The following is a 19,816-nucleotide window of genomic DNA, read 5'->3' on the forward strand; positions in this document are numbered from 1 at the left end:
CGGCGCAGCTGACGCCCGCGCTGAGCAACCCCGCTGTGACCGGCGCCGCTGACGCCGACGTCAGGTACGACTATCCTGAAATTCCAACGTGATCCACGCGCACTCCTCGATGAAACGGATGGACTTCATGACCTCTCGCCTCGCCCTCGTCACCGGGGCCACCGGATACGTCGGCGGCCAGGTGGCCGCTGAACTCGTCGAGCGGGGATGGCGCGTGCGCGTGCTCAGCCGCAGCGAGAAGAAGGTGCGTGCGCTGCCGTGGGGCGAGCACGTCGAGGTCGTCGAGGGTGACGCGTCCGAGGCCTCCGACGTCGCGCGCGCCATGCAGGACGTCGACGTCGCCTGGTACCTGCTGCACTCGATGAGCACGTCCGACGACTTCGTCTCCGAGGAGAAGGAGATGGCCTCGACGTTCGCCGACGCCGCCCGCGACGCCGGCGTCTCGCGCATCGTCTACCTCGGTGGCCTGCACCCGGACGACGAGGACGTCGAGCAGTTGTCCGACCACCTGCGCTCGCGCGTCGAGGTGGGCCACGTGCTCATCGACTCCGGCGTTCCGACGGCGGCGCTGCAGGCGGGCGTCGTCATCGGTGACGAGTCGTCGTCGTTCATCATGCTGCGCAACCTCAGCGAGCGCCTGCCCGGCGCGATCGCGCCGAAGTGGATCAAGAACCGCATCCAGCCGATCGCCGTCGCCGACGCCGTGCACTATCTCGTCGGTGCCGCCGACCTGCCCGCCGACGTCAGCCGCACCTTCGACATCGGCGGCCCCGAACCGATGCCGTACGGCGACATGATGAAGCGCTACGCGAAGGCGACGAAGCGCTGGCTGCCGCGCATCGTGGGCACCGCGCCGGTGACGACGGCCGGACTCGCCGGGCACTGGATCGGCCTCGTGACGCCCGTCTCCAGCAGCCTGGCGGCGCCGCTCATCGGCAGCCTGCAGCACGACACCGTCGTCCACGAACGCGACCTCGACGACCTCGTCGGCGCACCTCCGGGCGGTCACACGACGTTCGAGGATGCCGTGCGCGCGGCCGTGAAGGACCTCGACACCTCGCGCTGGGTACGCACGCTCGGGCTGACGTCCGCCGCCGTCGCCGCGACCGCCGTCGCCGGCTCGCTGCTGACCGACCCGAAGTCGGCGTGGTACCGCACGCTGCGCAAGCCTGCGATCCAGCCGCCGCCCGCCGCGTTCCCGATCGTGTGGAGCGCGCTCTACACCGACCTCGCGCTCATCTCGAGCCTGACGATCGCCGACCTCGCCGAGACGGGCCGCACCAAGGAACAGCGGGCGTACATCGCGGCGCTCGCCGCGAACCTGGCCCTCAACGTCGGCTGGAACGGCACGTTCTTCGCCGCGAAGAAGCTGCGTCCGGCGGTGCTGGAGGCTGCGGTGCTCGCCGCCAGCTCGGCCGACCTCGTGCGCCGCGCGCACAAGGCCTCGCCGGAGAAGGGCGTCGTGCTCGCGCCGTACGCGGCGTGGACGGGGTTCGCCACCGTCCTCAGCGCGGTCATCGCCCGTCGCAACCCGGGACGCTGATGGCGACATCGCACCGCTCACCTCGCCACGTCTTCGGCGCCGCGCTCGCAGGGGCACGCGACGTCGAACTACGTGACGCCGCAACCGATCCCGTGCCCGAGCATCGTCTCGGGGCGACGCGGGTCATCATCGGCGCGACGGGCGTCGCGGCCGCCGTCGCACTGTCGTGGTCGCTCAATCTCGAGCCGGGGCAGGCCCTGTTCTACCCGGCGACGTTCCTCGTCGCCGTCATCTACGGAGCGGGGATCTTTTCGGCCGGCCGGGTCGGGGCGACCAGGCTGCGCTGGCGCGCTGACGGACGCGAACTGCTCGAGGCGTTCGGCATCGGCATCGCGTTGGCGCTGTTGTTCGTCGTCGGCGCGTTTCTCGTGCGCTTCATCCCGGCGCTGCGCGACCCCGTCTCGCACCTGCTCGACCATGCCCGCAAGGGCAGCCTGCCGATCGTCGCACTGACGACGGCCGTCAACGGCATCGCCGAGGAGGTGTTCTACCGAGGCGGGCTCTGGCGCGTGCTGTCGCCGAGGAAGCGCGTGCTGTGGACGACGGTCGCCTACACCGCCGTCACGGCCCTGACCGGCATTCCGCTGCTCGCACTCGCCGCGGCGATGCTCGGCTTCGTCGTCGCCGTCCTGCGTCAGCAGTCGGGCTCGCTCGCGGGGCCGATCGTCACGCACCTGACGTGGTCGATGCTCATGCTGTTCGTCCTGCCGCACGTCGTGTAGTGAGATCGGCCGCCCGACGCCCTTGACGTGGGTGTCCCCCCTCTGCGATCTACGGTGGATGTCAACCTGTGGTGCCAGGCTGGCACTCAGGGCGGCGTCGGGGGACGGTCGCGGCGGATCTCGAGTGATAAGCCCGTCGTCAGACTGAGCGTCAGCGATTTTCGCCCGACATCGCGTCGGCAGCGACGCGATGTCGGGGAACATCACGACGTGGGGCGCTCCCCAGCGTCACCACGAATGTCATCGTCAGCGCCACCGTCGGCAAAGATGATCCTGACGGGCCCGCGAGCTGTCTCGTCGACGGCCTTGCCCTTCTGGGTGACGAGCACCTCGCCGGCCGCTCGCATTCGATGCGCCACGGCGCGGACGGCGGGCATGAGGTCGCGCCACCCGTCATCGCCGTTCGTCGCATCGCTGCCCCCGGTAGTGGTCGACTCGCCTCCGACTTGGGTCGCCGTCTCGTGGCCACTCGCCTGCGAAATACCGCCGCCATGGATGTCAGTGTGCGCGCCGCTGCCGACCACGCGCGCGACGTCGCTGGGGCAGATGCTCTTGCCGGCGCGATGACGCAGCAGCGCGCGGATCGTCGCTTCGATGCGGACGTCGCGTTCGTCGTCGGACGGAGTAGTCCACCATTCGTAGCCCCGTTCGCCGAGAGCGATCTTGGCCGCCTGCACGCGCGGTCGGGCGTGCTCGGCGTCCGTGCGCACGAGGCGACGGGCGGCCATCAGTTCGTCGACGAGTTCTTGCCGCAGCTTCGGCGGGATGCCGGGGTCGGACGCGCGCCAGCGTCGACCGTTCACGACGATGTAGCGACCGTCCGGGGTGCGCTCGGGTTCACTCACCCGCCCACTGTGACGGCCCACGCCGCCGCGTGTCCACCGGAGCACGTCTGACATGCCCGCGCCGATGAAGACGGGTCTGCCTCGCGCCGCCTCCCCGGGGCCTGGCTCATGTCGGCGGCACCGTCTGACTGCAGATGCGCGATGCACTTGTCAGGCCGAGGGACGATCGTTGCCCGGATTGGCGTCGAACATGACGCGAATCCGGGCAACGATGATCCGTCAACGGGCGAGCCTGCGGGTAGGGTGACGGCGCCCGCCCTCGGTCGCGTTCACTGTGTCGTGCTCAGTGTCGTAGCCGATGAGATCGCGTCCAGGAGAAGCCATGATTCGTGTCGCGTCGGTTCCGGCCGATCACCCCTACGTCGCGCACCTCTCCCCGACCGGCGAGACACCAGGCGACGGGTGCGACGAGGTGATCCGCCTGACCGACCCGCCCGTCATCGCGGACGACGGCTCGACGCGCTGGTGGCCGCCGCGCATCCTCGATCCGGCCTGGCTACGCGAGCATGCCGGCGAGTTCGACGTGCTGCACGTCCACTTCGGGTTCGAGTCGTTCAGCCCTGAGCACCTGCGCGAGGTCGTCGACGTGGCGCACGAGCTGGGCAAGGGCGTCGTCGTCACGGTGCACGACCTGCGCAACCCGCACATCAAGGACCCGGCGGCGCAGCTCAGCCGACTCGACGCGCTCGTGCCGGCGGCTGACGCCGTCATCACGCTGACGCAGGGCGCGGCTGATGCGATCCAGGCTCGCTGGGGTCGCGACGCCGTCGTCGTGCGCCACCCGCACATCGTGCCGCTGGACGTCATGGCCGCGCTCCTGCTCGATGACACTTCCTCTCGGACGAACCGCGCCGACGCGCGGTCGAGCGACGACAGCACAGCGGCGCCCGCGCGAAATGATCGTCGGCGAATCGGCTTGCACCTCAAGAGTCTTCGCACGAACGTAGACGCAGCGGGAGCGCTCGACGCGCTCGCCCTCGTCGCCGATGAGCGGCCTGACGTCGAGATCGTCGTGACGATGCACCGCGCCGTGGCGGACCCAACCGATCGCGGTCACGACGCCTGCGTCGTCGAGCGCGCCGAGGCGCTGGCGGCGCGCGGCGCCATCACGCTCGTCCTGCACGAGCCGATGGATGACGCGACGCTGTTCGCGTTCGTCGGCGGCCTCGACGTCAGCGTCATGGCGAACGTCTGGGGCACCCACTCGGGGTGGATCGAGATGTGTCACGACCTCGGCGTGCGCGTCGTGGCACCGAACATCGGGTTCTACGGCGAACAGCACGCGCCCGTCCTCTACGATCTCGCGGGCCGGGGCGATGAGGCCGAGGACGGTGCGGCCGCGAGTGAGGACGCCACCGTCGACGCTCGCAGGCTTGCCGACACGATCCTGGTCGCCGTCGACCAAGGGCGCGCTGCCCCGGCCGACGTCGCCGCACGCCGCGACGAACGCGATGCCGGAGCACGCGTTCACTCCGAGATCTACCGCGCCAGCATTCCCACTCGTTGACGCGACGTCGCCCCTGGCGCGTCTGTGAGCGACATACGTCGTGTGCCTGAATGTGCACGAAATTCGCGATCTTCGTCCACCTCTGCGAGCCGCGTCCCGGTCTGCGAATCCTCGTCACATCGGCGATGTCGTGGTCACCACCGCTGCCCCGTCGCCCCCCCGCGGACCCTACGACGCCCCAGTCGCGCCGTTGACCCGTCGGCCAATCGTCAGTGCGGCACCGAGCTGTTCTCCGCTGACGCCGTCGTCGCCACGGGCGCCGACGAGTCCGCGGTGGCCTCCGGGCCTCGAGCCCGCTGCGTCTGACGACGTTCCGCGAGATGCTCGCGGGCTTCGAGGGCACGTCGCGCTCCGGGCACGATGTCGCGTTCCCAGGTGCCGAGGTGGGTGACGTCCTCGCCACCGAAGGAACGCTTGAAGGCGCTGAATCCCGCCCAGGGATGGTTCGGCTCGTCCGGTGGTGCGAGGCCGAACAGGTCAGCGGTCCGAATGCCTGCGTCGTGGGCGTCGAGCAGCGCGCGCGTGATGAGGGGCTGGTTCGGACGCAGTTTTCGATGCTCCACGGGCATCGCGGCGTGGGCGAAGAGCCGCTGGGTGGGGCTGTCGTAGACGAGGGTGGCGCACAGCGGGGCGCCGTCCTTCCACGTCGAGTAGAGGGTCGCCGCGTCCACCGGCATCATCGCGGAAGCCACCGCATGCAGGTAGCTGGTCGAGCGGACGACGATGTGCTTGTGCCCAGCAGCCTGCGACAGGAACGCGGCGAGGATGGTGACGTCGTCCGGGTTGCGGCTCGTCCGCACCTCCAGGCCCTTCTTCGCGTGGTTGCGGTGAATCGTGCGGATGCTGCCCGTCGCCGCGGCGAGGATGGCGTCCGGGCCCGCAGTCAGGTCGATGAGGCGAGTGTGCTTCGGTTGGTGATCGTGCAGCGCCGGGTGAAATCTGTCGGCCTCGAGCACGTCCCGCCACAGCGGCAGGTCCGACCAGAGGGCCTCGCGTTCGCTGCTGCGCGGCTCGACGCGAACCCACCAGGCTCGCCGTCGACGAGCATGGGCGTGGATGGCACGCAAGGCGTCGTCGAGTGCGCCCGCGTCACGGCAGATCGGCCCGTACGGCACGTACAGGTAGGAGCCGACTGAGCGCTTCTCCTCGACGCACAGTGCCGACCACCCGTCACCCTGCAGTGTCGACGTCGGCTTGCCGAGCTTGCGTTGGACCTTGGCCCATGCGTCGGTCTGCAGTGGCGATTCGAGCGAGAACATTCGAGGTTCCGATCATCGGGGCGATAACGCTCAGGCGATGTGCAGCACGGACGAAGACCGCGAGGCAACTTCCCAACCGTATCGCGAGACTCACCCCCTGACCGCGCCTCCTGAGCCTTCGCATGTCACCCGGTTGCCGCTGATCGCCGATGGGGAGAGAGTGAGACCATGCTCCCCGCCGAACTGCCGAACCTGGGGGACGGACGTGTCACCCTTCGCGCTTTCGTGAACGATGACGTGGATCTGGTTCGCAGCGTTGCCCGCGACCCGCTGATTCCCCTCATCACGACCGTCCCCGCGAGCGGTTCCCATGACGACGCGCTGAGTTACATAGCGTGTCAGCACGAGCGACTACGGACCGGCGCCGGGTACTCCTTCGCCATCACCGACCAGCACGATCAGTGCATCGGCAACATCGGCCTGTGGCTCAGCTCCATCCACCAGGGGCGTGCCTCGACGGGGTACTGGCTGGCGCCGGCGTTCCGGGGACGCGGCTACGCGAAGCGCGCACTCGCCATCCTGAGCGGTTGGGCCGAGACGCTCGAAGACGTGGCCCGCCTCGAGCTCTACGTCGAGCCGTGGAATGAGGCGTCATGGCGTTGCGCCGAAGCCTGTGGTTTCGAACGCGAAGGACTGCTGCGTTCCTGGCAGCAGGTGGGCGATTCGCGCAAGGACATGTTCATGTACAGCCGCATCCGCGTCGATGAAAGCGCCCAGGCTGAGGCCTCCCGCGGAGCGGCGGCGGCGACGTCGCGTAGTCGGCCCGTCCGCGCTCTTCGTCTCGGTGGCGATGCGTCACCCCGCGGTACGAATGTGGACGGGATTCGCAGATGGGGACGTAGATCGCAGGATGGCCCCGGCGCGCCGTGTACAACTGCGATTTTCGTCCACATTCGCGATTCTCGGACACGCCTGCGAATCCTGTCCACATTCGGGCACACCGCAAGGCTCAATGCGGCGACGCCAGGGACAACGACGTAGGGGTCCACTCGACGAGGCCTTCGTCGGCGAACGCCTGCAACCAGCCCTCCATCGGCCAGGTGCCCCACCGCTCGCGGTAGAGGTTCGCGTTGCGCACGATGTCGACGACGTGATGGCGCGGCGGGTTCGCGCTCGGATGCCACTGATGCAACGCGTGCGCGCCGCCGACCCACGCCATCCGCAGGCCCGCGTCACGGGCCCGCATGCCGAAGTCGGTGTCCTCCGCGCCGTACCCGACGTACCGCTCGTCGAAACCGCCGCACGCGCGCCAGGCGTCGGCATCGAGCGCAAACGCGAGCGACCACAGGAGACGATGGTCGTCGTCAACCTCGACCGCACCCGACGACGGCGCGGGGCGCGCAGCATGCGGAGCGACGAAACGTCTTGCAGCCGCCGGGAATTCACCGTCGAGACGATCGTCCTCCCCCAGATACGTGACGATGCCGTTGAGCACGGCACGCTCGCCGCGAGCATCGAGCTGACGCTGCGCGTCACGCGACGCATCGACGAAACCGGGCAGGGGGACGCAGTCGACATCGAGGAAGACGATGAGTTCCGGGCCATCATCGAGTGCCGCCGTGGCGCCGACGTTGCGGGCCCGCGCTGTCGGCATGCCCAGCGGGTGATCGTCGAGGGGCACGATGCTGACGCTCTCACCCATGACGCCCGCCGCGCGCAGGTCGTCACCCAGATCAGGCATGTCGACGGCGACGATGACGTGTCGCACGTCGGGCGCCACCTCGTCGAGGAACCGTCGCTGATTGACGAGGTGCTCCAGACGCCCCCGCACCGGAGTGACGACGGCGACGGGCAGCGTCCGGCCCGACCCCATGTCGGTCATCACGGCAGCGTCCCATCACCGAGTGCGGGCGTCTCGGCGCCGGTAGCGGCTGGCCAGCCGGAGCCGCCCTCGACGACTCCACGCGCAGCGCCCCCGGCTTCGCGGACGCCTCGCTCTGCGACACCTGCGCGCGCAACATCGTCGATGCCGTGCCTGCTCCCACGCACAGCACCTCCCAGATCGTCGGCCTCAGTTCCAGCGGCTAGGTCAGCGACGCCCCCGCGCGCAGCGGCCTCGATGACGTCAGCCGCGCGGTCAACAGCGCCGTCGACGCACCAGCGCGCCCACGCACGTCCTGTCGATCGCTCGTCGTCCCCGGCGAGGAGTTCACGGATGCCGGCAGCGACCTCGTCAGCGGTCGCACCCAGAGTCAGCCTGCGCGCGATGCCGGCGTCGTCAAGAGCACGAGCCATGTCGGCCTGCTCGTCGAACGGACGCTCCTGCGGCACGACGACGGCAGGAACACCGAAGGCAGCGACGTCCGCAAGAGCATTCTGCCCCGCGTGGGTGACGACGACGTCAGCCGTCGCGAGCAGAACCTCGACGGGGTGGTCGGCGTCGGGCGTCCGCCAATGGACCTGCGGCACAGCGCGTTCGACGGCGCCCGGAAGCTCAGCGTCGTCCCAGCCCTCGCCGCCGACGAGGAGCACACCACGCAACCTTGGTATCTCTTGGGCGCCCCGCGATGTCGCGTCCGAGAAGGCCCCTCTCGGCGTGCCCACCGAAAGGCCCTCCGGAACGTTCACCGCGGCACCGTCAGAATCGCTGCCCGCCAAGGCATCTGACGAGGCCCCTCGCCGTGCGCCCAGCGAAGGGCCTCCCACAGCGTCTATTGCTGCACCGCCGGATCCGGCGCCCGGTGCAGTGCTCTGCGAGACGTCCGCCGCGACGCCGCAGCCGCCGGCATCGCGGGAACCGGCCGCCCGCGGGCCTGACGCAACACTTTCCGAGGAGTTCGGGGAGGGACATGCCGACGAACCACCGCCCGCAGTGTTCGGCCCCGCAGCATGACCCGCGAAGCGCGACAGGCCACCGACTTCGACCGTCTTGTCGCGATGGCGTTCGAGGTGCGGCGCGACGTCGAGCCGCGCCGGCCAGGGCGCCAGCACAGCCGCCGCCAGGTCGAACGCCAGCGCATGCGGTGCGTCGTCGCGTCGCCCGGGCTGAGCCACGACGACGACGGGGACGCCGAGCAGCCGCACGAGAGCGCTCACCTCGACAGAGACGTCGACGACGACGACGTCCGGGCGCCCCTGGGTCACCCACGCCGCGATCTGCGCCGAACGCTCGGCGTAGCCACCGCCGAGCGGAGCCCAGTGCAGACGCCCACCCGCATCGGGGTCGACGAACGGTGCATCCGCTTCATCGGCATCCGACCCGAGCGCGACCTGATCCCCGTCGGGTAGTGCGCCGCTGCCGAGATAGGTGATGACGTGCCCGCGCCGCGTCAGTTCGGCGCCGATGACGCCCGCCCGCGTCGCGTGCCCCCGCCCGTGATGGTGCACGTAGTAACCGATGCGCATCACGACATCGCCCCTGTCGCGTCCGGTTGGGCGCCGCCTGAGACGCTGTCGCCCGAAAGGCCCCCCGGGAGCAACGGACGGTCCGCAACGTCGCTGCCCGTGCCGTTCGGCGCGCTCACGCCCGGACGAACCCCGGCTGGAGGCTTCATGTCCTCACGGATGACGAGCCGCCGCGCGTCGGCGTCGCTCGGGAGCGGATCCAGCGGTGTGTGACCTTCGACGGATCGCGCGCCCGATCCAGGCTGCGAACGGCGCGCCGCGTCAGCCGCCTCCGTCAGCACCGCGAGATGCCCGTCGATGCAGGCATCGAGAGAGAAATGGCGGACGGCGCACTCGCGCACCGCCGCGCGCTCGAGAGCGTCGACTTCGGTGACGGCAGAGGCCAGTCGGGCGACCAGCACGTCGTCGGGCGCCGCCATCACGGCTCCTGCCGGGAGCTCAGACGAATCCACGACCGGATTCGTCGACACGTCGACGAGGACACCCATGTCCGGTCGCACCACCTCGACGAGACCACCTCGTGCGAGGGCGATGACAGGCGTCCCGCACATCGCGCCCTCGACGGCGACGAGGCCGAACGGCTCATCCCATGCCGGTGTGACGAACAACGCGTCGCTCCGCCCGACGACCTTCGCCACCTCCTGCGGCCGCAATGCGCCGAGATGCTCGACGTCACCCCCGAGCCGCGGCGCGATCTCCGCCTCGAAGTACGCGGCATCGCTGACCGGCCCGACAAGAGCCAGCCGTCGCCCGGCCATCCGCGCCGCATCGATCGCGAGATGCGGCGCCTTCTCCGGCGTGATCCGACCGACCCAGGCGAGACGGCCGTCGGCAGCACCCGGCCCGAGGACGAAACGCGACTCGTCGACACCGTTCGCCACGACCTGCCGCGTCACCGTCGACCACTGCGCCGCGAGGGCTTTCGACACCGCGACGAACCGCGACGCCGGCGAGGCGAGGGCAGCGCCGAGCTCCATCCACGGAAACGGCGGCGTGTGCAACGTCGTGACGACCGGCGCGTCGTAGGCGCGCGACAGCGACATCGGCAGGTGGTGCAGGCTGTGGTTGGCGACGACGTCGAGCTCACCGGCACGATCCCGGCGCGCCAGTTCGGCGGCCGCGAACGTGAACGCGTGATGGTCGTCGAGAAACGGCTTCTCCGGCAGCTGCGGGTCGAGCGCGGCAACCGCCGAGAACCGCGGCAGCGCCGGGTACGTCACGACCTCGTCGGCCACGTCGGCCGGCGTCCCCTCGGCCGCGAACAGCACGACGTGGTGGCCGCGCCGACGGAACCCGGCGACGAGCGCCGCCGTCAGCGATTCCTGGCCGCCGGCGAACGGCTCGCTCAACGGGTTGCGGTTCGTGGCGAGCACGGCGATGCGCAGCGACGTCATGCGACTCCTCCTCGCAGGTTGGCCAGATACGTCGCGAACCCGCCGACAGCTCGCCCGTCGAGACGGCTCGACGTGACGACGCGCGCGTCATCGGCCGCCCGCACGAGGCGCTCGTCCTCGGCGCGCAGCCGCTCGACGAGGTCTACGTCCTCGTGCAGCGACAGCGGCGCGAACCCGCCGACCCGCAGGTACGCAGAGGCGCGCACACCGAGATTCGCGCCGTGCACGTGAGGATGCCCCTCCCGCAGATGGTGTCGTTCCATCCACTCTGCGCGCCGCGCGCCGGTGAGAGCCGCGTCCGGTTCGACGGTGCCGACGTACGCGTCGGCGCCGGCGTTGGCCGTCGCGATGTGGGCGCTCAGCCAGTGCGGCGGGACGTGCGTGTCGGCGTCGGTCGACGCGAGCCACAGCGCGTCGGCATCGATGCCGTCACGTTCCGCCCATTCGAGCGCGCAGCGCACTCCCGCGGCACGCGCTCGCCCGACGCTCCCCGCCGTGACGACGAGCGGCTCCACGCTGAACTGCCCGCGGTGCGCCGCGGCGCCCGCGAAGGCACGCACGATGGCCTCGCTGTCGTCGGTGCACGTGTCGAGGACGATGCACGCACGTAACGTCATCGCCGGCGCGAGATGAGCAACCTCGACGAGCGCTCGTTCGAGCGCCGTGAGGCAGTGCGCAAGCGCCTGCTCTTCGTCACGCGCAGGCACGATGACGGTGGCGCCGGCGAGAGCAGGGCGAGGCGAACCGTCACGGCTGCGAGTGAGCGCACGTGTCACGCACGGATAGGTGCGCTCGCTCATGACCACCTCCGTCGGCCCCAGGCCTCGAGGTCGAGGGGCCCGTCTGCGGGCACGGTGTCGACGATCGGTGACGCATCCGCGGACGATTCGACCGGCCCAGCGACCCTGTCATTTCTGCGATTTTCGTCCACATTCGTCCGATGACGGGTGCGCGCCGCCGTCACGCCGCCGCCCACCCATGGCGCGCCGTCGCACGCTGCGAGCAGACCCTCGGCATCGCGCAGAACGCACGGCTGCATGACGTCGACGATGAACTCAGCGCGCTGCAGAACGTCGTCGGACGGTTCGCCGGCGCACACGCGAGAGTCATCGGCGAGCACGTCGGGACGGTGTTCACCGCACCAGATCCCGACGTCCGCGAGCGCGAGCCACGACTCGAGGGCGGCGTACTCGCCGCTCGGTGCCACCGTTCGCGCCGGCCGCCAGAACACGACGACGCGCGGGGCGCGCCAGATACCGTGGCGCCCCCGCACGTCTGGCTGTGGAATGCGGGCAGCGAGCGCGAGCTGCTCGCCCTCCTTGAGCTGCGCGAGATCGGCTCGCTCCCCCGCGTCGGGGCCGTCGTGCCAGGCCACCGCGGCCGGCGCATGACGCAGGGCGACGCCGGTGTTCCAGGCGCGATAGGCGAGATCCCAGTCTTCGCCGCCGTACCCGACGAGGCTCTCGTCGAACCCGTCGAGTCGTTCGAACGCGTCGCGCGTCATGCCCATGACGGCGCTGATGACGAGTCGCCAGTCGCCGTCGCCGGCGTCACGCAGGTCGTTCGTGCGCGTATAGCCGTCGCGCAGCCACTGGGGTGCGGCGAGGACGTCACCGTCGGCCGGCGCCTCGGGATCGGTTGCCGCACACCAGGACACGACGTCGTCACCCCGCGCGGCGACGGCACTGAGATCGGCATGCCGACGGGCTCCGACGACGAGGGCGCCGGCGCCCGGCGCCTCGCGCGACGCCTCTCGCAAGGCGTCGACCATCGCGGCACAGTAGCCGGGCGTCGGCACGGTGTCGCCGTCGAGGAAGAGGACGACCGGTGACGACCCGGCGCGCGCGCCGAGATTGCGCACTGCCGCGGCGCGGAAGCCCTCGTTCGCCTGTCGCAGGAGCGTGACGCCGTCGGGGACGCTCGGCGGGGTGGCCGAACCGTCATCCGCGACGACGACGTGGAGGCGCAGCGACGAATCATCCTGCGCCGCCAGGGAATCCAGCACCCATCGCAGACGCTGCGGGTCTTCGAAATGCGTGACGACGACGTCGACGTCGCGTCCGTCACCCACGCTCAGGTCAGCCCCCTGCTCGCCTGCGCGAGCGTTCGCGCTCACCCGACACCACCCAGGGACGTCAGGTGCGCGGCGAGCAGTTCGCTCTGGCGACGCGCGGCGTCCGGCGTCGTGAGCAAGCCGGGATGCGACGGGTTCGTCACGGTCATCATCGGGTCGCTCAGCGCCGACCGGGCGGCATCGACGAAAGCGTCGACCACCCCATCCCGATCACCCGAATCGCTTGCATCTGTACGAGGTTCGACGACCGTCACCGAACCGGGTGCCGCCGTCGACAGTTCGGCGACCCACGGCGTGGCCAGCGTGATCGGCCGGCGACCGGCGGCGATCCATCGGCCGATCGAACCCGACGCGGAGATGTGACGGTAGGCCGCGAGCGGCACGGCGATCGTCGCGATCGCGGCGTCCATCTCGTCCTCGCTCAGGTGCCCGAGAACGCGCAGTTCGATTCCGCGCGCGTTCGCGGTGCGGCGCAAGTCATCGACGAAGTCCTCGTGCCCCTCGACCACCGCGCCGAGCATGACGAGGTCGCGACCCAGCGCCGCGGCAACATCGAGCGCCAACTGCGGATCCTTGCCCGGATGGACGAACCCGAGGACGCCGACGGGCGCGTCATCGCCCAGGGCGAGCACCGCGTCACCCGCCTCGGTTGCACTCGCTCGCGCATCGACCGGCAACGTGACGACACCGACACCAGCGACATCGGCGTCGCCGAAACCCCGAGCGGCGCTGTCAGCGTCACCGGCAGGCGCCGCGACGACGTCACCCAGCATCGCGCGCTCGGCCTCGCTGCACACCTGAACAGACGCGGCGGCCGCGACGATGCGCGCATACAGCGCAGCGCGACGTTCGTAGCGCGCCTGCCCCTCGGCGGGCTGCGGAATGTCGTGAAGCGTGACGTGCACGGGCCGCGCGGCGCCCTCGATCGCGCGCACCCCGGCTTCGATCGCCCGGTGGTCGGCGCCGAGCAGCGCGTCGGTGAGGTGAACATGCACGGGCCCCGCATCGTCCGCGAGGTACGCCGCGAGGTCACGCGCGCCGGTCCCCACGTCGAGCATCGACGTGCGGCGCGCACCGGCGAGAGCCGCCCCGTGGCGCGTCACCCCGTGCTCGGGCGGGCCGAGCAGGAGGTGGTCGACGGTTGCAGCCGCATCACCCGATGCAACGTGCGCGCTGCGGGGTTCCTCAGCGGCAGTGCTCGCCGGGCGCGTCGTCGTCATCCTCGTATTGTCATGTGCGACGGGGCTTCTCGTCATCTTGACGTCCGTCGGATGTTCGAACGCATCGCCGCTCGGTGCGGCGCTCACACGTCACCGTCCACGATCTCGAGCAACGTCGCATGTCGACGCACCGCGTCCGCGAGTGCCTGCGGGTGCTCGGCGTACCACGCGGCGTGGGCGGCGACGATCTCGTCCTCGCCCACCGCCTGACCGCGCACCTGCCACACGCGGGCGACGTCGTCATCGCTCATCGGCACCTGCGCGAGCGCGGCGGCGCGCTCGTCCATCGGCGCGACGAGGGCGCCGAGCAGCGACCGGCCAGGGTCGTACTCGCGGGGTGCGCCGAGGTCGAGGGCGGCCGCGATGCGGTCGGCGACCTCGACGAGGACGTCGTTCGTCGGGTGGTTGATGACGTGGACGCTGCGCCGTCCAGGGCGCGCGAGGGCATCACGAATGTCGACGGCGCCGTGCGCCTCGATGCGCCGCGTCAGCTCGGCGAGGGATGCGTCGCGCAGGGCAGCGACGGCGCGCTCGTCGAGCTGCGGCAGGTCGTCGCTCGTCATGCGAGTCGCGTGGTCACCCGCTCGGCGGCACGCCGCGATGACGCGCAGATCGTGATACGGCACGATCGGCGGCTCGCCCGCGGGCGTGCGGACGATGACCTGCGCCGGGTGCAGCCCCGCCCACCGCATGACGGGCACGATCGTCGACCTGACGTGCGGCGCCGCCGTGAGCAGTTCGTCCGTGCCGACGGGCAGGCCGCGATACCCGGGGGCGACGGGTTGCGTCACGAGGTAGTGGGCCTGCGCGAGGATGCGATGCAGGTGCGGCACATCATCGGCAAGCAGTTCGTGCGCCGGGATGAGGCGGATCGTGCGGATGCGATCGCCGTACCGACCGTCGAGAAGTACGCGCAGCGACTCCGCCTGGCAGTTGCCGTGGACGACGAGCACCGGGCGGCCGGCAGGATCGGCCGTCGGCACGGGGTCGGTGAGACCGTAGAACTCGCCGTAGTGCAGGTTGCGAGGCGTCGCCTCGACGGCAGGCACTGTCATGAGGCCTCTCCTTCGACGTCATCTCTGGCACTTTCGCCGCTGACGGCGCCAACGCCGCGCTCGCCGTCAGCCGACGAATGTGGACGAAAATCGCCGATGTGGACAGGATTCGCCGTGGACGGGATTCGCAGGACGGCGCGGGTGTCGCGCGACACGGGGGCCGTTGCGGCGGTTGGGGCATCGCCGTTGCTCGGGCGAGCGACCACGATGGCGACGTCGTCGTCTTCGTAACGCGCGAGCGTCGGCCACACGAGGCGCACCTGCTCATCGACGAGACGCCCGTCGAGGGGGATGTCACGCGTCGGGTGCAGCCAGTTCGCCACGACGACGACACCGTCATCGCGCAGCAGCGCGTCGATGCCGGCAAGGGTCGCCAGCAGCGTCGCGCCGTCGAGGAAGTAGCCGATCTCGCTGAGCACGACGGTGTCGAACCGCTGCCCTTCGTCGGCGAGTTCATCGAGCACAGAAGGCAGTTCGGCGTGGCGCCAGTCGACGCCGTCGACGTCACGTCGACGAGCGCGCGCCAGCGCCTGGGCGCTCCCGTCGACCGCGACCACGCCGTCGGCGCGCTCGGCGAGCACCCGCGTCAGGGCGCCCGTGGAGCATCCGAGATCGAGCACGCGCCCGAGATGCTCGTCAGGCAGCATCGCCTCGATGAGGGCACGGCGACGCCGCTCGTACCAGCGCGTCTCGACACCCCACGGGTCGTCGCTGCCCTCGAACATCGCGTCGAAGGATGCCGCCGGCGTGCGTCCGTCATCGAACGAGGCGACGCGGGGCAGCGCGCCGTCCGGGTCGAAGAGTGTCTCGACGAGACGTTCGAAGTGGGCGAGGACGCCGGCGTCGAGCATCGCAGGCTCGGCTGTCGGGCGCGCGAACGTCCCGATCTGTGACGAGTACGCCGCGATGGCCGCGCGTTTGCGCTGGAGCGAGGCGACGTCGGGGACAGCGAGAACGCTGCTCTCCCAGACTGTTTCGGCGACCGACGATGGGTCGCCCCAGTGCCACCACCACAACGGATAGCTGACGCACGCCGCCCCGAGCTGCGCCGCGACGTCACGCGCCACGGCTCCGCACGTGTCGTGGTCGATGTGCGCATCGGCCTCCGCCGGGGCGACGACGAGCACCCGCTCAGTTCCCGACCCACGCACCGGCGTCATCGACGGCGTCACCGTCGAGGTCACATCGGTGGCTGCGTCATCGCAGCCGACCGCTCTCGAGGGCGACTGGTCCGACACCGTGGATGCCTCCGCCGCAGTTACCCGCACGACGCGCTCCAGCGCAGCGGCCAGCTCGGCACGGTGGTCAGCGACGCGGCCGTCAGGTAGCGCAAGGCGCTCAACCCGCCCGAGCGCACCGCCGAGCAGCACACCGAGAGCGTCGTCGAACTCGCGACGACGGACTTCGCGGACGACCTCGAATGTCAGTCCCGTTGCCGCAGAGTGCGATCCCTCGCCGTCGGTGACGAGGGCGACGTCTACGGGCAACCCCGCGTCCGCGAGCATCGCCAAGAATGCGCCGACGGCGAGTGTCTCGTCGTCGGGGTGAGCCGCGACGACGACGACGCGGCTGTACCGGGCAGCGAGGGCTTCGACGTCGAGGTGGCCAAGCGACGCCCATGGCGTCCCTCGCAACCACGTGCGTTCGCTCGTGCCGGGCTCCCGCGACGACCACGAGGCCGGCGCGGCGGGCATCCCGCGCATCAGTGACGCTCCAGCGTGGCGGCGCCGATGGCGGCGAGGTCGCGTTCGGCATGGTGCTGGCGCACGTAGACACCGAGGTCGGCAACGCGCCGCGCGTGGGTCTCGTCGCTCGTCAACGGGCCGGGGCCGAGCGCGTGGCCACAGATCGTCAGCGCCTGCTCCGCCGCATCGGCGACGACTGCTCGCACGCGCGACGACAACGCGAGACCCGCTGCACCGCAGGCGTTTCCACCGTCGATCGCGCGGGCTGCGTCGGCGAGTACCGCGTCGAGCAGATACGTGATGACCTCGAGCCGGCCCAGATGCATGAGCGCGATCTGATCGGGTTCACGCCGCCCCGCAGCCGCACGAACCGCTGTGACGAGGCCGTCCACGCCGCCCGCCCAGACGGCGGCGACACCGATGCCACCCCACGCGAAACCGTCACGACCGAGGTAGAAACCTGGCTCCCCGACGGGCTTCGCGGGCATCGCGTCGAACGTCAGCGACGTCGAACGGATCGCGGCGAGCCCACGCGACACCCATGACTCCTCGGCGCCACCCACCCGCGCGTCCGTGAGATCGACGGCGAACAACCGCTGCCCTTCAGGCGTACCGGCCGTCACGAGCGCATGCGACAACTGCTCACCGAGCGAGCACCACGGCTTCACCCCGTCGAGCACCCAGCCATCACCCTCGCGACGCGCGGCGAGGCCCGGCGCCCGCGCCGCGAACACGCCCCAGGCGCCGTCCCCACCGCCGGGCAGCACGTCGCCCGGCGCAACCCCCGCCTCGGCGAGGATCGCAAGCGCATCGAGGTGCGGTTCGATGACGCGGGCCGTCGTCAGGTCGGAGGCGCCGAGCGATCGGAGCGTGTCGAGATACACCGCGCTGTCGCGGCCCAACGCCGCTGCGGCGGAAGCGAATTCACCGGCAGCGGCAAGCGCCGCCCCGATGTCCCCAGCAGGGATATCGGGGCGGCGCAGCGCGCGAGAGGGTTCGCTCAAGCGGAGAGCTCCCGCTTCCAGAAGCGCAGCGCACGGCACGTCTCGACGAAGCCCTTCGCGCCGGCCGCGTCGCTGACGTCGACGAACCCGTCGTCCTTCTTCGACGCCACACCCGCGGCTTCGATGAGACCCGACGCGTCCGGGCCGAGGGCCAGGAACTTGTTGTGCGCGACGGCGTCCGTCACGAAGTCACGAGCCTCAGCGACCTTGCCGAGCGTCGCCGCACCGTCAGCCGACGGCAGCAGCGCGACGGCGTCGAACAGCACAGACGGCGCACCGGCGATGGCGTGATCGGCGGCGAGCTTCTCACCGTTCGACAGCGTGACGCCACCGACGGCCTTCGCGACGATCTCGACGACCGTGCCCTCGGCCTCGGCGGCCGAACGCACCGCGGCGAGCAGGTCGGCGTCGGTTCCGTCGCTGACGACGACGCCGATCCTGCGGCCGGCGAAGCTGTCGGGTCCGTTCTTCACGATGCTCAGCGCGTCGGAGACGGGCAGGTCGTGACGCGGCGCCACCTTCGCGGGCGAGGCCTCCGGCAGCTCCATCGCGAGCTCGTCGGCGACGCGCTGCGCGAGCGACTCGTCGACGTTGCGCAGGTTGCCGAGCATGCGCGTGCGGATCTCGGGGATCTCGCACTTGCCGAGCTCGAACGCGAACGCGTCGACGATGTGCTTCTGCTCGACCTCCGTCTGGCTCTTCCAGAACTGATTGGCCTGGCTGTAGTGGTCGGCGAACGACTCCGCACGCAGACGGCGCGCCTCACCCTCGACCTTCGTCGGGTACGTGTCCGGCTGGAACGTCGTCAGCGCGCGCGGGCCACGGTCGTCACCCGAGAAGCCGTTCGGCTCGTAGTTGGCGCGGCCCCTCTGGTGCGCGAACTGCATGTGACCGTCACGCTGGAAGTGCGCGACGGGGCACTTCGGCGCGTTGACGGGCAGCTGCGTGTGGTTGGTCGAGCCGAGGCGCGACAGCTGCGTGTCGAGGTAGCTGAAGTTGCGGCCCTGCAGCAGCGGGTCGTTCGTGAAGTCGATGCCGGGCACGACGTTCTGCGTCATGAACGCGACCTGCTCCGTCTCGGAGAAGACGTTGTCGACGACGCGGTTGAGCGTCATCTTGCCGAGCGGGCGGATCGGGACGATCTCCTCGGGGATGATCTTCGTCGAGTCGAGCACGTCGAAGTCGAAGCTGTCGGCGAACGCGTCGTCGAACACCTGGACACCGAGTTCGTACTCGGGGAAGTCGCCGCTCTGGATCGCGTTCCACAGGTCACGACGGTGGAAGTCGGCGTCGGCGCCGTTGATCTTGACGGCCTCGTTCCAGACCACCGACTGCATGCCCTGCACGGGCTTCCAGTGGAACTTGACGAACGAGCTCTTGCCGTCGGCCGTCACGAAGCGGAAGGTGTGGATGCCGAAGCCCTCCATGAAGCGGAAGCTGCGCGGGATCGCGCGGTCGCTCATCGCCCACAGGGCCATGTGCGTCGACTCGGGCATGAGGGAGATGAAGTCCCAGAACGTGTCGTGCGCGCTCGCCGCCTGCGGCCAACCGCGGTCCTGCTCCTCCTTGACCGAGTGCACGAGGTCGGGGAACTTGATCGCGTCCTGGATGAAGAAGACGGGGATGTTGTTGCCGACGAGGTCCCAGTTGCCCTCCTCGGTGTAGAACTTCGTCGCGAAGCCACGGACGTCGCGCGCGAGGTCGGCGGAGCCCATGTTGCCGGCGACCGTCGAGAAACGAACGAACGTCTCCGTCTGACGGCCCTTCTTGCCGAGCAGGTAGGCGGCCGTGAGGTCGCTGTGGTCGTCGTAGCTCTCGAACACGCCGTGCGCGCCGTAGCCGCGGGCGTGGACAACACGCTCCGGGATGCGCTCGTGGTCGAAGTGCATGATCTTGTCGCGGAACGCGGCGTCCTGCAGCAGCGACGGGCCGCGGTCGCCCGCACGCAGCTGGTTCTGGTCGTCGGTCACCGGAATACCCTGCGACGTCGTCATGGCGTTGCCACCGCTCACCCCCTGGTGCAGCTCGTCCCCGGTGCCGCGCGTGTCGGGGCTCGTGGTGCGCTCGTTGTCGCTCATGGCTCTCCTCATGCTGGTGGTCGTTCGATCATGGCCTCTCGACCCTATGTCGGAGAGTAAGGCCACCGCACCCCCTCTCACCACG

The 19,816-nt window shown here is 70.3% G+C and carries 16 protein-coding genes; 4 read left to right on the top strand and 12 right to left on the bottom strand.

Annotation, left to right across the window (positions count from 1 at the left end; genetic code table 11):
* Positions 1 to 127: 127 nt before the first annotated feature.
* Positions 128 to 1,543 (top strand): tryptophan-rich sensory protein, encoded by a 1,416-nt coding sequence (locus AC1RS9_RS08565; protein WP_062256606.1) that lies wholly within the window; start codon positions 128 to 130, stop codon positions 1,541 to 1,543.
* The gene (locus AC1RS9_RS08570) at positions 1,543 to 2,265 is read left to right on the top strand and encodes a CPBP family intramembrane glutamic endopeptidase (protein ID WP_492921147.1); all 723 of its coding nucleotides are present in this window, start codon (positions 1,543 to 1,545) and stop codon (positions 2,263 to 2,265) included. The genes AC1RS9_RS08565 and AC1RS9_RS08570 overlap by 1 nt, the downstream gene beginning before the upstream one ends.
* Before the next feature lie 203 nt (positions 2,266 to 2,468).
* On the opposite strand, the gene AC1RS9_RS08575 is transcribed toward AC1RS9_RS08570, so the two are convergent.
* Positions 2,469 to 3,110, bottom strand: a complete 642-nt coding sequence (locus tag AC1RS9_RS08575; RefSeq protein ID WP_253184064.1) for a DUF3253 domain-containing protein — start codon at positions 3,108 to 3,110, stop codon at positions 2,469 to 2,471.
* A gap of 322 nt (positions 3,111 to 3,432) precedes the next feature.
* Here AC1RS9_RS08575 and AC1RS9_RS08580 point away from each other — a divergent pair, with 322 nt between their 5' ends.
* The gene (locus AC1RS9_RS08580; protein WP_492921149.1) at positions 3,433 to 4,617 is read left to right on the top strand and encodes a glycosyltransferase; all 1,185 of its coding nucleotides are present in this window, start codon (positions 3,433 to 3,435) and stop codon (positions 4,615 to 4,617) included.
* A 209-nt stretch (positions 4,618 to 4,826) separates the two neighbouring features.
* Here AC1RS9_RS08580 and AC1RS9_RS08585 read toward each other — a convergent pair whose 3' ends face one another.
* Positions 4,827 to 5,876: a lipid II:glycine glycyltransferase FemX gene (locus AC1RS9_RS08585; RefSeq protein ID WP_492921151.1), complete on the bottom strand. Its 1,050-nt coding sequence runs from the start codon at positions 5,874 to 5,876 to the stop codon at positions 4,827 to 4,829.
* Between the two features lie 168 nt (positions 5,877 to 6,044).
* Between AC1RS9_RS08585 and AC1RS9_RS08590 the strand changes: the two genes are divergently transcribed.
* Entirely contained in the window at positions 6,045 to 6,857 is an 813-nt protein-coding gene (locus AC1RS9_RS08590) for a GNAT family N-acetyltransferase (RefSeq protein WP_492921153.1), read from the top strand.
* Here AC1RS9_RS08590 and AC1RS9_RS08595 read toward each other — a convergent pair.
* The 10 genes from AC1RS9_RS08595 to AC1RS9_RS08640 form a co-directional block, all read right to left on the bottom strand.
* Positions 6,826 to 7,698: a glycosyltransferase family 2 protein gene (locus AC1RS9_RS08595; RefSeq protein ID WP_241725155.1), complete on the bottom strand. Its 873-nt coding sequence runs from the start codon at positions 7,696 to 7,698 to the stop codon at positions 6,826 to 6,828. The genes AC1RS9_RS08590 and AC1RS9_RS08595 overlap by 32 nt on opposite strands.
* Positions 7,698 to 9,221 (bottom strand): glycosyltransferase, encoded by a 1,524-nt coding sequence (locus tag AC1RS9_RS08600; RefSeq protein ID WP_083603811.1) that lies wholly within the window; start codon positions 9,219 to 9,221, stop codon positions 7,698 to 7,700. Before AC1RS9_RS08600 ends, AC1RS9_RS08595 begins: the two co-directional genes overlap by 1 nt.
* A complete protein-coding gene (locus AC1RS9_RS08605) occupies positions 9,221 to 10,615 on the bottom strand; it encodes a glycosyltransferase (RefSeq protein ID WP_131940443.1) in 1,395 nt (464 codons plus the stop codon). Before AC1RS9_RS08605 ends, AC1RS9_RS08600 begins: the two co-directional genes overlap by 1 nt.
* Positions 10,612 to 11,415, bottom strand: coding sequence for a glycosyltransferase family 2 protein (locus AC1RS9_RS08610; protein WP_082740547.1), 804 nt, complete (start codon positions 11,413 to 11,415; stop codon positions 10,612 to 10,614). The genes AC1RS9_RS08605 and AC1RS9_RS08610 overlap by 4 nt, the downstream gene beginning before the upstream one ends.
* Positions 11,412 to 12,731: a glycosyltransferase family 2 protein gene (locus tag AC1RS9_RS08615; protein ID WP_131940441.1), complete on the bottom strand. Its 1,320-nt coding sequence runs from the start codon at positions 12,729 to 12,731 to the stop codon at positions 11,412 to 11,414. The genes AC1RS9_RS08610 and AC1RS9_RS08615 overlap by 4 nt, the downstream gene beginning before the upstream one ends.
* Positions 12,728 to 13,909, bottom strand: coding sequence for a glycosyltransferase family protein (locus tag AC1RS9_RS08620; RefSeq protein ID WP_131940439.1), 1,182 nt, complete (start codon positions 13,907 to 13,909; stop codon positions 12,728 to 12,730). The genes AC1RS9_RS08615 and AC1RS9_RS08620 overlap by 4 nt, the downstream gene beginning before the upstream one ends.
* 83 nt (positions 13,910 to 13,992) lie before the next feature.
* The gene (locus AC1RS9_RS08625) at positions 13,993 to 14,964 is read right to left on the bottom strand and encodes a WcbI family polysaccharide biosynthesis putative acetyltransferase (RefSeq protein ID WP_131940437.1); all 972 of its coding nucleotides are present in this window, start codon (positions 14,962 to 14,964) and stop codon (positions 13,993 to 13,995) included.
* A complete protein-coding gene (locus tag AC1RS9_RS08630; RefSeq protein WP_131940435.1) occupies positions 14,961 to 16,667 on the bottom strand; it encodes a PIG-L family deacetylase in 1,707 nt (568 codons plus the stop codon). The genes AC1RS9_RS08625 and AC1RS9_RS08630 overlap by 4 nt, the downstream gene beginning before the upstream one ends.
* Complete coding sequence (locus AC1RS9_RS08635) at positions 16,667 to 17,653, bottom strand: acyl-CoA dehydrogenase family protein (RefSeq protein WP_235006070.1); 987 nt, start codon at positions 17,651 to 17,653, stop codon at positions 16,667 to 16,669. The genes AC1RS9_RS08630 and AC1RS9_RS08635 overlap by 1 nt, the downstream gene beginning before the upstream one ends.
* Positions 17,650 to 19,731: a catalase gene (locus AC1RS9_RS08640; RefSeq protein ID WP_131940431.1), complete on the bottom strand. Its 2,082-nt coding sequence runs from the start codon at positions 19,729 to 19,731 to the stop codon at positions 17,650 to 17,652. Before AC1RS9_RS08640 ends, AC1RS9_RS08635 begins: the two co-directional genes overlap by 4 nt.
* Between the last annotated feature and the right edge of the window lie 85 nt (positions 19,732 to 19,816).

The sequence above is a fragment of the Dermacoccus sp. MPR-E5 genome (assembly GCF_058809565.1).